This window comes from Amycolatopsis thermoflava N1165, assembly GCF_000473265.1.
Taxonomy (GTDB): domain Bacteria; phylum Actinomycetota; class Actinomycetes; order Mycobacteriales; family Pseudonocardiaceae; genus Amycolatopsis_E; species Amycolatopsis_E thermoflava.
This window is the reverse complement of record NZ_KI421511.1, coordinates 4,019,440-4,032,827: the sequence shown is the minus strand read 5'-3', so window position 1 is coordinate 4,032,827 and position 13,388 is coordinate 4,019,440. Positions and strand designations below refer to the sequence as shown.

At 71.6% G+C, this 13,388-nt stretch carries 13 protein-coding genes; 12 read left to right on the top strand and 1 reads right to left on the bottom strand.

Features of this window, described 5'->3' with window-relative positions; genetic code table 11:
• Nucleotides 1-114 precede the first annotated feature (114 nt).
• From rplS to AMYTH_RS50385, 9 genes are all read left to right on the top strand, one after another.
• Nucleotides 115-474 (top strand): 50S ribosomal protein L19, encoded by a 360-nt coding sequence (rplS, locus tag AMYTH_RS0119870; protein WP_017987582.1) that lies wholly within the window; start codon nucleotides 115-117, stop codon nucleotides 472-474.
• 31 nt (nucleotides 475-505) lie between these two features.
• Nucleotides 506-1,438, top strand: a complete 933-nt coding sequence (gene lepB, locus AMYTH_RS0119865) for a signal peptidase I (protein WP_027931789.1) — start codon at nucleotides 506-508, stop codon at nucleotides 1,436-1,438.
• A gap of 53 nt (nucleotides 1,439-1,491) precedes the next feature.
• Complete coding sequence (locus AMYTH_RS0119860; protein WP_027931788.1) at nucleotides 1,492-2,271, top strand: ribonuclease HII; 780 nt, start codon at nucleotides 1,492-1,494, stop codon at nucleotides 2,269-2,271.
• The gene (locus AMYTH_RS0119855; RefSeq protein WP_017987585.1) at nucleotides 2,268-2,591 is read left to right on the top strand and encodes a DUF2469 domain-containing protein; all 324 of its coding nucleotides are present in this window, start codon (nucleotides 2,268-2,270) and stop codon (nucleotides 2,589-2,591) included. Before AMYTH_RS0119860 ends, AMYTH_RS0119855 begins: the two co-directional genes overlap by 4 nt.
• Nucleotides 2,592-3,699: 1,108 nt before the next feature.
• Nucleotides 3,700-4,074, top strand: coding sequence for a YraN family protein (locus AMYTH_RS0119850; RefSeq protein ID WP_027931787.1), 375 nt, complete (start codon nucleotides 3,700-3,702; stop codon nucleotides 4,072-4,074).
• On the top strand, nucleotides 4,074-5,585 hold the full coding sequence (locus AMYTH_RS0119845; RefSeq protein ID WP_027931786.1) for a YifB family Mg chelatase-like AAA ATPase: 1,512 nt from the start codon (nucleotides 4,074-4,076) through the stop codon (nucleotides 5,583-5,585). Before AMYTH_RS0119850 ends, AMYTH_RS0119845 begins: the two co-directional genes overlap by 1 nt.
• A gap of 238 nt (nucleotides 5,586-5,823) precedes the next feature.
• A complete protein-coding gene (dprA, locus tag AMYTH_RS0119840) occupies nucleotides 5,824-6,987 on the top strand; it encodes a DNA-processing protein DprA (RefSeq protein ID WP_027931785.1) in 1,164 nt (387 codons plus the stop codon).
• A 70-nt stretch (nucleotides 6,988-7,057) separates the two neighbouring features.
• Complete coding sequence (locus AMYTH_RS0119835) at nucleotides 7,058-8,050, top strand: tyrosine recombinase XerC (RefSeq protein WP_027931784.1); 993 nt, start codon at nucleotides 7,058-7,060, stop codon at nucleotides 8,048-8,050.
• Between the two features lie 208 nt (nucleotides 8,051-8,258).
• A complete protein-coding gene (locus tag AMYTH_RS50385; protein ID WP_410468335.1) occupies nucleotides 8,259-9,239 on the top strand; it encodes a FliA/WhiG family RNA polymerase sigma factor in 981 nt (326 codons plus the stop codon).
• On the opposite strand, the gene AMYTH_RS0119825 is transcribed toward AMYTH_RS50385, so the two are convergent.
• Nucleotides 9,236-9,670: a murein hydrolase activator EnvC family protein gene (locus tag AMYTH_RS0119825; RefSeq protein ID WP_027931782.1), complete on the bottom strand. Its 435-nt coding sequence runs from the start codon at nucleotides 9,668-9,670 to the stop codon at nucleotides 9,236-9,238. The two genes, AMYTH_RS50385 and AMYTH_RS0119825, sit on opposite strands and share 4 nt — an antisense overlap.
• A gap of 1,139 nt (nucleotides 9,671-10,809) precedes the next feature.
• Here AMYTH_RS0119825 and rpsB point away from each other — a divergent pair.
• From rpsB to pyrH, 3 genes are all read left to right on the top strand, one after another.
• The gene (rpsB, locus tag AMYTH_RS0119820) at nucleotides 10,810-11,631 is read left to right on the top strand and encodes a 30S ribosomal protein S2 (RefSeq protein WP_017987592.1); all 822 of its coding nucleotides are present in this window, start codon (nucleotides 10,810-10,812) and stop codon (nucleotides 11,629-11,631) included.
• A 69-nt stretch (nucleotides 11,632-11,700) separates the two neighbouring features.
• Nucleotides 11,701-12,528: a translation elongation factor Ts gene (gene tsf / locus AMYTH_RS0119815; RefSeq protein ID WP_017987593.1), complete on the top strand. Its 828-nt coding sequence runs from the start codon at nucleotides 11,701-11,703 to the stop codon at nucleotides 12,526-12,528.
• Nucleotides 12,529-12,632: 104 nt separating this feature from the next.
• The gene (gene pyrH / locus AMYTH_RS0119810) at nucleotides 12,633-13,382 is read left to right on the top strand and encodes a UMP kinase (RefSeq protein WP_017987594.1); all 750 of its coding nucleotides are present in this window, start codon (nucleotides 12,633-12,635) and stop codon (nucleotides 13,380-13,382) included.
• Nucleotides 13,383-13,388: the final 6 nt, after the last annotated feature.

Sequence of the window (13,388 nt, the reverse complement as noted above, 5' to 3'; positions counted from 1 at the left end):
GTTGGCCGTGCCAATGGTGCGTGCCTGCCACAAGCCCCCGGGTCGCCTGCCGTGAGTGAGCGTGCGCGTGCTCGGATGACTGCCAGACAGACGAAGGACGAGGACGGACTCCCGATGAACACCCTGGACGCCCTGGACGCTCAGTCGCTGCGTTCCGACATCCCGAACTTCCGCCCGGGTGACACGCTGAAGGTGCACGTTCGCGTCATCGAGGGAAACCGTGAGCGTGTTCAGGTTTTCCAGGGCGTCGTGATCCGCCGCCAGGGTGGCGGTATTCGCGAAACCTTCACCGTGCGCAAGGTTTCGTTCGGTGTCGGCGTGGAGCGCACTTTCCCGGTGCACAGCCCGAACATCGCGAAGATCGAGGTGCACAAGCGCGGTGACGTGCGTCGCGCCAAGCTGTACTACCTGCGTGAGCTGCGCGGCAAGGCCGCCAAGATCAAGGAGCGCCGCGAGGCCCCGACCGCGTCCTGAGGGATCGGACGTTCTCCGATAGCCTGGCGAAGTGGTCGAACCTGTGCCCTCCAGCGCCGCTGAGGACGAGCCCGAACGCCCGGATCCGGACGAGAGTGCCGATGCCGGCGCAAATGGGAAACGGCGTCGCCGTAAACCCAAGAAACAGCGCTCGTTCTGGGTCGAACTTCCGATTCTGATCGTCGTCGCGCTGGCGCTGGCATTCGTGTTCCAGCAATTCCTGGCGCGGGTCTACACGATTCCTTCGGGGTCGATGGAGACCACGCTGCACGGATGCACCGGGTGCTACGGCGACAAGGTCCTCGTCGACAAGATCACCTACGACTTCACCGACCCTGAACCGGGTGACGTCGTGGTGTTCAAGGGGCCCGAGCCGTGGGTGGAGAACGAGGTCGCGACCGAGCGGTCGGGCAACGCGGTGGTGCGGTTCTTCCAGAACATCGGTTCGGTGTTCGGGCTGGCGCCGCCGGACGAGCGCGACTTCGTCAAGCGGATCATCGCGACCGGTGGCCAGACCGTCCAGTGCTGTGACGCCCAGAACCGGGTCGTCGTCGACGGCAAGGCCCTGGACGAGCCCTACATCCACTGGGAGAATCCAGACAACCAGCGGCAGGAGCCGTTCGACCCGGTGACGGTGCCGGACGGCTACGTCTGGGTGATGGGCGACAACCGCAACGACTCGTGCGACTCGCGCTGCCAGGGCGGCGGCGGGGTCCGCGGTGCCGTCCCGGTGGACAACATCATCGGCAAGGCACGCATCATCGTGTTGCCACCCAGCCGGTGGGGCGGGGTCAGCGACCACAATCCGCAGGCCGCCGCGCAGCCGGCCGCGCTCGGCATGAGCGCTCCGGCGTGGCAGGAAGGCGTTCCGCTCGGGTTCGGGGTCGTCGCCGCGTGGCCCGCGGTGTGGGGTGGACGGCGACTGGGCTCGAAGGTGCGCGAGGCGGTCGAGCGAAAGCGGTAACCAGGTTGGGTAGGTCTTCGGCGGTTCTGGCCTCCTTCCGCCCGCCCAGGGCGATCGTCCGGGGTGAGACGGCGTGGGGTCTGCAGTCGGCGCTCGACCGGCGTGGCCTCGGCCCGGTGGCCGGGGTCGACGAGGCGGGCCGCGGGGCCTGCGCGGGTCCGCTGGTGGTCGCGTCGTGCGTGCTCCGGCCGGGGGACGCGGCCCGGCTGGCGGAGCTGAACGACTCGAAGCTGCTCACCGCGCTGGCCAGGGAGCGGGTCTACGAGCGGCTCCTGGTGCGCGCCCTGGACTATTCGATCGTCGTCATTTCACCCGAAGAGGTGGATCAGCTCGGCATCCATGTCACCAACATCGAGGGCATGCGCCGGGCGGTGGCGGGGTTGCGGGAGTGCCCCGGGTATGTGCTGACGGACGGTTTCAAGGTGCCGGGTCTGCCGGCGCCGAGCGTGCCGGTGATCAAGGGGGACCGGGCGGTCGCGTGCGTGGCGGCCGCGTCGGTGCTGGCCAAGGTGACGCGGGACCGGATCATGGCCGAGACGCACCTGGAGTACCCGATGTACGGATTCGATGTGCACAAGGGGTACACGACCGCGGACCACGGCGCGGCGCTCGTCGAACACGGGCCGTGTGAGGTACACCGGTGGTCGTACACCAATGTGGCAGCGGCGGCCGCCGCCCACGGTCTGCGACCGCCGCGGAAGGTCATGCTCACCGCTGCTGCATTGGGGCAGTCCGATGCTCCGGTGCGTGCTCTGGAGGGCACCGTGGTTCAGAATGGGAGTTCCGCCGCCGGAGACCGGTCGAACTCGCGAGGAGGGGCGCGGATTTCATGAGCGCAGAGGATCTCGAAAAGTACGAGACCGAGATGGAGCTGTCGCTGTACCGCGAGTACCGCGACATCGTCAGCCAGTTCTCGTACGTGGTGGAGACCGAGCGGCGGTTCTACCTGGCCAACGCGGTGGACGTGCAGGTCAGGGACAGCGGGGGAGACGTCTACTTCGAGGTCCGCATGTCCGACGCGTGGGTGTGGGACATGTACCGCCCGGCCCGGTTCGTCAAGAACGTCCGCGTGATCACGTTCAAGGACGTGAACGTGGAGGAGTTGGAGAAGCCGGAGCTGAGACTGCCCGAAGAGGGCCCGTTCTCCAGCTGACACCCCAAGCTCGACGAGGGACGTCCCCCAGCGGGACGTCCCTCTCTTTTTTGGCCGCCGCACCTCACCGGCCGTCCGCCCCCGGCGCTATCCACGGGCCGTCCGCCCCAGGCACTACCCACCGGCCGGCTGCCTCCCCGGCGCCACCCGTCGGCCGTCTGTCCCCTGGCGCACCCCACTAGCCGTCCGCCCCCGGCGCTACCCATGCCCGTCTGCCCCAGGCGCCCCCACCGTGCGTCCCTGGCGCCACCTACCGGCCGTCCCCCGGCGCCACCCATGGCCCATCTGCCCCCGGCGCCACCCATGGCCCATCTGCCCCCGGCGCCACCTATGGCTCGTCTGCCCTCGGCGCCACCCGTCGGCCGTCTGTCTTCCCGGCGCTACCGATCGGCGGTCTGCCCCCTGGCGCGCCCCACCAGCTGTCCGCCGCGGCGCTACCCATGGCCCGTCTGCCCTCGGCGCCATCCATGGCCGTCTGCCCCAGGCGCCCCCATCGGCCGTCTGTCTCCTCGGCGCCACCCGTCGGCCGTCCGCCCCTGGCGCTACCCATCGGCCGTCCGCCCCTGGCGCACCCCACCAGCCGTCCGCCCCCGGCGCTACCCACCAGCCGGCTGCCTCCCCGACGCTGTCCATCGCCCGTCTGCCCCAGGCGCCACCCATGGCCCGTCTGCCCCGGCGCTACCCACCGGCCGTCTGCCCCCCCGGCGCTACCCATCGGCCGTCTGCCCCCGGCGCTACCCACCGGCGGTCTGCCCCCTGGCGCGCCCCATCGGCCGTCCGCCCCCGGCGCCACTCACATCTCGCCTCTGCACGGCGCGGCCCCGCTTCCCCCGTTGACCTGGCTTACTGCGCCCTCCGCGGCTCCGGCCTCAATTCACTTCCGCCCCGGCCGTCCCCCTGCCGCCCGAATCCGGCCGTCAGCCCCACCGCGCCGTCCCCGCCCCTACCACCGGGGTCCGACATTTCCGCCCCACCGAGCCGCGACCCGCCGTGGTTTGTCCACAACACCCCACTTGTCCACAGGCCCGGCAACTCGCTCTGTCGGCGAAATCGCAGGTCATGGCACCGTCGAAGGCAGTGAACGACCACCGACCTTGGGGGACCAGCCATGACCACCGCGGCCAGACCCGCCCGCCACCTGACACTCGGCCGCCGGGGCGAGGACATCGCCGCGCGCCACCTGCAGAAGCTCGGCTTCGTCGTGCTGGCCAGGAACTGGCGCTGCCGCCAGGGCGAGCTCGACCTCATCGCCACCAACGGCCGCACCCTGGTCGTCTGCGAGGTCAAGACCCGCACCCGGGAGAGCTTCGGCGACCCCGCCGAGGCGGTCACCGAGGACAAGATCGCCCGCATCCGGCGCCTCGCCGGGCAGTGGCTCAGCATCCACCGCGTCGGCTGGTGCCGGGTCCGCTTCGACGTCATCGCGGTCTACGCGGACGGCGACGGCGAGCCCCGCGTCCGGCACATCCCGGGAGCATTCTGATGCCGCTCGGACGCGCCTGGTCGGTGGCCCTCGTCGGCCTCGACGGCCGCCTGGTCGAGGTCGAGGCCGACCTCGGCGGTGGTCTGCCCGGCATCAAGATGATCGGCCTGCCCGACGCCGGGCTGCGCGAAGCGAAGGACAGGGTCCGGTCGGCCATCCGCAACTCGGGCCAGCACTGGCCGGAGGACAAGCTCACCCTCGGCCTGTTCCCGGCGAACCTGCCCAAGCTCGGTTCGGCCTACGACCTCGCGATCGCGGTGGCCATCCTCGCGTCGGCGGGCAAGGTCCCGGCCACCCGGTTGCTCGGCACGGTCCTGCTGGGTGAGCTGGCTCTCGACGGCCGAGTGCGCGAAGTCCGCGGTGTCCTGCCCGGTCTGCTCGCGGCCCGCAAGGAAGGGATCAAGCGCGCGATTGTGCCATCCGGGACGCTGTTCGAAGCTGCGCTGGTCGATGGCCTCGAGGTCTACGGCGCGGCCAGGCTGCGGGACGTCGTGGCGTGGCTGGAGGGCGAAAACGCTCTGGCCCGGCCGGAACCACCCACCGAGAGCGAGCCGCCCAAGGGGCTGGATCTGGCGGACGTGGTCGGCCAACCCGAGGCCCGTTGGGCGCTCGAAGTGGCGGCCGCGGGCGCGCACCACCTCCTCCTCACCGGTCCGCCGGGCGTGGGGAAGACCATGCTCGCCAAGCGGCTGCCCGGTCTTCTGCCGATGCTCTCGCCGGAGGAGTCGCTCGAGGTCACCGCCGTGCATTCGATCAACGGCAAACTGACGGCCAAGGCTCCGCTGATCAAAGTTCCGCCGTTCGTCGCGCCGCATTACTCGGTGTCCGAGGCCGCCCTCATCGGTGGCGGCGCGGGCATCGCCACACCCGGGCTGATCAGCCGCGCCCACCGTGGGGTCCTCTTCTTGGACGAAGCGGCGGAATTCGGGTCGCAGCGCCTGGACTCCCTGCGCACGGTGCTGGAGGAGGGCGAGGTCAGCATCGCCCGCGCCCGCGGTTCGGTCTGCTACCCGGCGCGCTTCCAGCTCGTGATGGCCACCAACCCGTGCCCGTGCGCGCCACCCCGCGAAACAGACTGCACGTGCTCACCGACCGAGCGCCGCCGCTACCTCAGCAGATTGTCCGGCCCGCTGCTCGACCGCGTCGACCTGCGCGTGCGGCTGCGCCCGATGACGGCGATGGGCCGCCACGAGAGCGGCGAGCCCGAGCCGACGGAGGTGGTCCGCAAACGCGTGCTGGCCGCCCGCGACCGCGCCGCCGCCCGCTGGAGCGAGCACGGCTGGAAGACCAACGCGGAGGTCCCCGGTCCGGCCCTGCACCGCGAGTTCGCCCTGCCACCCACGACGACAGCCCTGCTGAACCGAAGCCTGGAACGCGGCGCGGTGACCGCCCGAGGCGTCGACAGATGCCTCCGGATCGCCTGGACCCTCGCCGACCTCGACGACGCCGACGAACCCCAAGCCGACCACGTCGCCACCGCGCTGGAGTTCCGAGACCGGAGGGCCGCATGAGCCATCGACGCTCGCTCCGCCCCGGCACAGCGAAGGCGTGTGCTGTCATCCGTGCTTCCTCGCCGGCGCGGGGGCAGGGCCGCATGAGCTCCCGAACCTCGCCCCGCGCCACCTCATCGTCTGCCTCCGCGCATGTCGCAGTCCCTGTTCCCGCTCCGGCACCTGTGAAGGGCCGCACGTGCTCTCGAACCTCACCCCGCACCTTCTCGGCACTGGCACTCCACACGCGGAGGGCAGCATGACAACCTCCCCCGAGCCCGCCAGCGACAAGCTCGACGCGGAGCGCCTCGCCCGCTCCTACCTCGTCCGCGTCGCCGAGCCGCCGGCCCCCGCGGTGGTCGACTTCGTCGCCCAGCACGGGCCCGTCGCGGCAGCCGAGGCGATCCGCGCCGGTGACTGTCCCAACCGCGTGCGCGACGAAACCGAGGCCCGCCGCACCCACGACCACGCTCAGCGCGACCTCGACGAAGGCGCTCGCCTCGGTATGCGGCTGCTGATTCCGGAGGACGACGAGTGGCCGGGCTGGCCACTCCTGTCCCTCCAACTCGCCGCCAGTCGCGGTGTGCAGGGCGTCGCCCCACCGCTCGCGTTGTGGGTGCGCGGCCAGGTCCGCTTCGACGAGGCCACCGAGCAGGCCGTGGCGATCGTCGGCGCGCGAGCCGCGACCGGGTACGGCGAGCACGTCGCCGGGGACTTCGCCGCCGCACTGGCCGGCCAGGGCATCTCGGTCTTCTCCGGCGCCGCCTACGGCGTCGACGGCGCGGCGCACCGCGGAACCCTCTTCGTCGGCGGCACCACCGTCGCGCTGCTCGGCTGCGGTCTCGACGCCGGGTACCCCGCCGGGCACGTCGTCCTGCTCGACAAGATCGCCGAGCACGGCGGTCTCGTCGTCAGCGAGTACCCGCCGGGCACACCACCGGCCCGCCACCGGTTCCTCGTCCGCAACCGCCTCATCGCGGCGCTCAGCGAGGGCACCATCGTCGTGGAGGCAGGCCGGCGCAGTGGCGCCCGCAACACCGCGACCACGGCCGGAGCGCTCGGCAAGGTCGTGATGGCCGTGCCAGGCCCGGTCACCTCCGCGTTGTCGATCGGCTGTCACGAACTGATCCGCGAGTCCGGCGCCACCCTCGTGGCCTCGGTCGACGACGTGATCGAAACCGTCGGACGGCTGGGTACTCCCCGGCCCGAGAAGGTCCGCTCGAAACGGCCGACGGACGGCCTCGGCCCGGACGCCCTGCGCGTTCACGAGGCGCTCGACCGGCGCGAGGGCAAATCCGCCGAGCAGATAGCCACCGAATCCGGGGTGCCGGTCGCCCGGGTCCGGGCGCTGCTGCCCGCCCTCGAACTCGACGAGTTCGCCGTGCGCTGCGAGAGCGGCTGGCGCCGCAGGACGAGGAGGTGATGCGATCGTCATCTGCCGCCGGTGTGGCGATGCTTGACCGCGCGCGTCCCTTCGCGCAGCGTGAACAACCATGTCCGCACGGGAATCTCGGGGCCGCAAAACGGACCTGCACGCCCTCCGGGACGCCCTGCCGCGCGCCGCCGCCGAGCTGGTCGACGCCTACGAACGGCACCTCGGGCTCGAGCGGGGGTTGTCCCCGCACACGGTGCGCGCGTACGTCGGGGACGTGGTGTCCCTGCTGGGGTTCCTCCACGGTGAGGAGCCGCGGCCGGATGTCGCCGCGCTGGAGGGCCTGGACATCGGAGCGCTGCGGGCCTGGCTCGCCGACCAGCGCAACGGGGGAGCCGGCCGGACCACCCTCGCGCGGAGGGCGGCCTCGGCCCGGACCTTCACCGCCTGGGCCCGCCGCCAGGGCGCGCTGGAGCACGACCCGGGGGCGAAGCTCGTCGCGCCACGCGTGCACCGGACCCTGCCGCCGGTGCTGCGACCGGACGAGGCCGAGGACGTCCTGACGGCCGCAGGCAGTGGCGCGGCGCAGCAGGAGCCGGTGACCTTGCGTGATCTCGCCGTCCTCGAGCTGCTCTACGCGACGGGTGTGCGGGTGTCCGAGCTGTGCGGGCTCGACGTCGATGACGTGGACTTCGGGCGCAGACTCGTCCGGGTCCTCGGCAAGGGCGGCAAGGAGCGCATGGTCCCGTTCGGCGCACCGGCCGACCGGGCGTTGCGTGGCTGGCTGGACCACGGCCGGCCGGCGGTGGCGGGTGCGGCGGCGAAGCCCCACGCGTCCGCGCTGTTCCTCGGGGTGCGGGGCGGACGGCTGGACCCGAGAACAGTCCGGCGGGTGGTGCACGAGGCTCTCGACGCGGTGCCCTCGGCGGCTGACATGGGGCCGCACGGCCTGCGGCACACCGCGGCGACGCACCTGCTGGAGGGCGGTGCCGACCTTCGCAGCGTTCAGGAGCTACTCGGTCACGCTACGCTTGCCACGACACAGCTCTACACCCACGTGACCGTCGAGCGGTTGAAGGCGATCCATGACCAAGCCCACCCCCGATCCCGATGACCTCGGAGGACGGCAGGCAGGATCGTTGACACCGCCCGTCCCGTACGAGCCCGGAGAACGACCTGAGCCCGCTACCGAGAACGGTTTCCGTGTGACGGCCGATTTGCGAGCGACCCCTGCCCGCCCTGCCCCCGAGCAGGCCGGACATCCGACGCTGCCCAGGTCCGAACCGGACAGTGGGCTTCGGAGCGACCACACCGGCGCGCACATTCCGGGCCTCGGTCCTCGGAGCGACGCGCTCGCGACAGACGCTGAAGCGCAGGCCGGGGTCAACCCTGGCGGCGACTCCCAGGCCGGTGCGGCGACACCCGGCGGCGCGGAAGCGTCTGCAGCCACTGGCCCAGTCGCCGCCAGCGAGCCACCGGCCGGTGAAACGGCGGGTGCCAGCAGCGCTCCAGCGGGCGGGGCCGCCGCCCGGAGCGCGGGGGACGGTGACTCCGCGATCCAGGCGGTGTGGCGCGAGTTCCGCGAACGGCCGGAGCAGCGGCTGCGCGAGCGTCTGGTCCTGCACTACGCGCCGCTGGTCAAGTACGTCGCCGGGCGGGTCGGCACCGGGCTGCCCACGCACGTCGACGTCAGCGACCTCATCCAGTCCGGCATCTTCGGCCTGATCGACGCCATCGAGAAGTTCGAACCCGAGCGCGGCCTGCGGTTCGAGACCTACGCGATGCAGCGCATCCGCGGCGCGATCCTCGACGACCTGCGCTCACAGGACTGGGTGCCCCGCGTCGTGCGCAGCCGCGCTCGCGAAGTGGAGCGCGCGCTCGAACGCCTCGGCGGACGCCTGCGCCGCACCCCGACCGACACCGAGGTCGCGGCCGAGCTGGGCATCAGCCTCGACGAGCTGCGCGACCTCTACAGCCAGCTCCAGCTGACCAGCGTCGTCGCGCTGGAGGACCTCATGGCGGCAGGCCGGGAGAGCGGCTCGCTGGTCGACACGCTCCCCGACGACGACGCCATCGACCCCGTCGCAGTCCTCGTCGACCGGGACAACCGCCGCCAGCTCGCCGAGGCCATCGCGCAGCTCACCGAACGCGACCGGATCGTCGTCAGCCTCTACTACTTCGAACGGCTGACGCTCGCCGAGATCGGACGCGTCCTGGGCGTCACCGAGTCGCGGGTCAGCCAGCTGCACACGCGCGCCGTCCTCCGGCTCCGGGCTCGGCTCACGGAGCAGGCCGGGGTCTAGCCGGTCCACGGCTTCAGGCGGATCGCCGAGCCGGTCTGGACCAGGGGGAGCGGGTTCAGGTACTCCTCGCCCCGCCGGACGCCCCAGTGCAGGCAGGCCTCGACCGGACAACCCGGATGCCCGGCCTCGACGACCCCGACCGGCTGTCCCCGCCACACCTGCGTGCCGACCGGTACCGACGGCGCGACCGGCTCGTAGGTGGTCCGCAGCCCGCCGTCGTGGTCGATCGAGACCACCGGCCGCCCGGCGACGAGCCCCGCGAACACCACCACGCCCGGCCCCGCGGCCAGGACCTGCTGACCGGGGGCCGCGGCCAGGTCGACACCCCGATGGCCAGGCCCGTAGGGCCCGGACGGCGCCTGGAACGGCCGGACGACCACCGGCTTCGGCGACAGCGGCCACCCGAACCGGGGGTCCAGCTGGCCCGCCATCGCGCGAGCTACTGCCGCCGGTGCAGTCTCGAACCGGGGGTCCAGCTGGCCCGCCACGGCGCGAGCTACTGCCGCCGGTCCAGTCCCGGACCGGGGGTCCAGCTGGCCCGCCATCGCGCGAGCTACTGCCGCCGGTCCAGTCTCGAACCGGGGGTCCAGCTGGCCCGCCATCGCGCGAGCTACTGCCGCCGGTCCAGTCCCGAACGGGGGATCCAGCTCGCCCGCCACCGCGCGAGCTACAGCCGCCGGTCCAGTCCCGGGCGGGGCGATCGGTGCGCCCGCCACGGGCGCCGGACCCTTCGCTGCCGACCGGTGCCGTGAACTGGCTGCGGCGGTCGTCGGCGCCTTTGCTGCCGGTCCGCGTGATGACCTGGTTGGGGCCGCAGCGGACGATTCTGTCGCGCCCGGCACCTGTAGTGCGTGGGCTGCGGCCAGTGGTCCTGCGGTGAGCGGTCGGAGGGGTGTGTCGGTCGCGGCCGCCGGCTCGGGTTTGGCCAGTGCCGGCGGTGGGGTGGCTGCGGCCGCGGTCGCCGGTTCCGCGGTGGGCGGTCTGACGGATGTGCCCGCCCTGGCCGGTGGCTGCGCTGAGTGGGCCGCGGATCCCGTGGTGGCCGATCCATGCGGTTTGGCCGCCACTACCACTGGTCTTGCCGCGCCCGGCCCCCACGGCGCCTCCAGCGCAGCCGGGACCAGGAGCCACACCACGGCACTGACCAGCACTAACCCGGGCAACCGGCGAATCACCACGATCATCGGCCCAGCCTGGCGCACATCGGGCGTCACGAACGGGCGGTGACACAATCTGTGGACAACTCCACCTCGCCTGTGGACAACCGGTGCCGGTCGAATCGTCGGCAGCGTCCGGGGCCGCGCAGCCGGTAGCACCAGGCCGCCCGTGGTGAACCCCGCGCCGCCAGGGCGTACACTGTTCGCGCGGCCTGTCACGACAGGTCGACTTCGCGTGTACGTGCACGTTCCCGCTCACGGAACCCACGGCGCCCGGCGGTCCCCGAGGAGTCATCCACGGGGTCCGGGCACCGGCACTGCACCAGGGTCGCCGGCCACCCGGCCGACGGCGACAAAACCGACCAGCGCGTCCCGCGGGGCGCGCGCTACACAGAAGAGGTGCGAATCCGGCCATGGCCGTCGTCACCATGAAGCAGCTGCTCGATTCCGGCGTGCACTTCGGGCACCAGACCCGCCGCTGGAACCCGAAGATGAAGCGCTACATCCTCACCGAGCGCAACGGCATCTACATCATCGACCTGCAGCAGACGCTGAGCTACATCGACCGTGCGTACGAGTTCATCAAGGAGACCGTCGCGCACGGCGGCACCATCATGTTCGTCGGCACGAAGAAGCAGGCCCAGGAGGCGATCGCCCGCGAGGCGCAGCGCGTGGGTATGCCCTTCGTCAACCAGCGCTGGCTCGGCGGCATGCTGACCAACTTCCAGACCGTGCACAAGCGGCTGCTGCGCCTCAAGGAGCTCGAGGCCCAGGAGCAGACCGGCGGTTTCCAGGGTCTCACCAAGCGCGAGATCCTGACGCTGACCCGCGAGAAGGAGAAGCTGGAGCGCACCCTCGGCGGTATCCGCGACATGCAGAAGGTGCCCAGCGCCGTCTGGATCGTGGACACCAAGAAGGAGCACATCGCCGTCGGCGAGGCGCGCAAGCTGAACATCCCGGTCGTCGCGGTCCTGGACACCAACTGCGACCCGGACGAGGTCGACTACCCGATCCCGGGCAACGACGACGCGATCCGCTCGGCCGCGCTGCTCACCAAGGTGGTCGCCGAGGCCGCCGCCGCCGGCCTGATGGCCCGCTCCAGCCGCAACGGCTCCGCCGCCGCCGAGGGCCAGGACAAGCCCGAGCCGGGCGTGTCCGACGAGCCGCTCGCGGAGTGGGAGCAGGACCTGCTGAAGAACAGCGAGGCCCCGGCCGAGCAGACCACCGCCTCCTGAATCTTTCCGGCACGGCCGCGCCGGACCGGCGCGGCCCCCAAACTTTCCGAGAGGAACGGACACCGCACGATGGCGAACTACACCGCGGCGGACGTCAAGCGTCTCCGCGAGCTCACCGGCTCCGGCATGATGGACTGCAAGAAGGCGCTCGAGGAGAGCGGCGGCGACTTCGACAAGGCCGTTGAGTTCCTGCGCATCAAGGGCGCCAAGGACGTCGGCAAGCGCGCCGAGCGCGCCACCGCCGAGGGCCTCGTCGCCGGCGACGGCGGCGTGCTGGTCGAGATCAACTCCGAGACCGACTTCGTCGCCAAGAACGAGCAGTTCCAGGAGCTCGCCAACAAGATCGTCAAGGTCGCGCAGACCCTGAAGACCGACGACGTCGAGAAGCTGGCCGCGGCCGAGCTCGAGGGCGGCAAGTCCGTCGGCGACGCCGTGCAGGAGCTGGCCGCCAAGATCGGCGAGAAGCTGGTCCTGCGCCGCGTGGTGGCCTTCGACGGCCAGGTCGCGACGTACCTGCACCGCCGTGGCACCGACCTGCCCCCGGCGGTCGGCGTGCTGGTCGAGTACAACGGCGAGGGCGACGGCGCCGCCGAGGCGGCCCGCAACGCGGCGCTGCAGATCGCGGCACTCAAGCCGAAGTACCTGACCCGCGAGGAGGTGCCCGCCGACCTGGTCGACAACGAGCGCCGCATCGCCGAGGAGACCGCCCGGGCCGAGGGCAAGCCCGAGCAGGCCCTGCCCAAGATCATCGAGGGCAAGGTCAACGCGTTCTACAAGGACACCGTGCTGCTGGAGCAGCCGTCGGTCCTCGACAACAAGAAGACCGTCAAGGCGCTGCTCGACGCGGCCGGCGTGACCGTCACCCGGTTCGCCCGGTTCGAGGTCGGCCAGCCGTAACACGACGGCAGTGACGTGAGGGTGCCCCGTCTCCGTGATCACGGGGACGGGGCACACTCGCGAAGGCAGGCTCCACAAGAGCACCCGAGCGGGCGGAGGCGGACATGGGCGAGGCGAAACGAGCCGACGGCGGTTACCGGCGGGTGCTGCTGAAACTGGGTGGCGAGATGTTCGGCGGGGGAGCGCTCGGCCTCGACCCCGACGTCGTCCACTCCGTGGCCGCGCAGATCGCGGACGTCGTCCGCACCGGCGTGCAGATGGCGGTCGTCATCGGCGGTGGTAACTACTTCCGCGGCGCGGAGCTGTCCCAGCGCGGCATGGACCGCGACCGCGCCGACTACATGGCCATGCTCGGCACGGTCATGAACTCCCTGGCGCTGCAGGACTTCCTGGAGAAGGAAGGCGTCCCCACGCGCGTGCAGACCGCCATCACGATGGGCCAGGTCGCCGAGCCCTACATCCCGCGACGAGCCGAGCGGCACCTCGAAAAGGGCCGTGTGGTGATCTTCGGCGCGGGAACCGGGATGCCCTACTTCTCCACCGACACCGCCGCCGCCCAGCGCTCGCTGGAGATCGGCTGCGAGGCCGTGCTCATGGCCAAGGCCGTCGACGGGGTGTTCACCGCGGACCCGAAGAGCGACCCGAGCGCGAAGATGTTCGACGAGATCAGCCACCGCGAGGTGCTCGAGCGCGGGCTCAAGGTCGCCGACGCCACCGCCTTCAGCCTCTGCATGGACAACAACATGCCCATCATCGTGTTCAACCTTCTCACCGAGGGGAACATCGCGAGGGCGGTGCGTGGTGAGAGGATCGGCACGTTGGTGAGCACCTCCGGGGCCGGACCCAGCGCCTGACCCCGA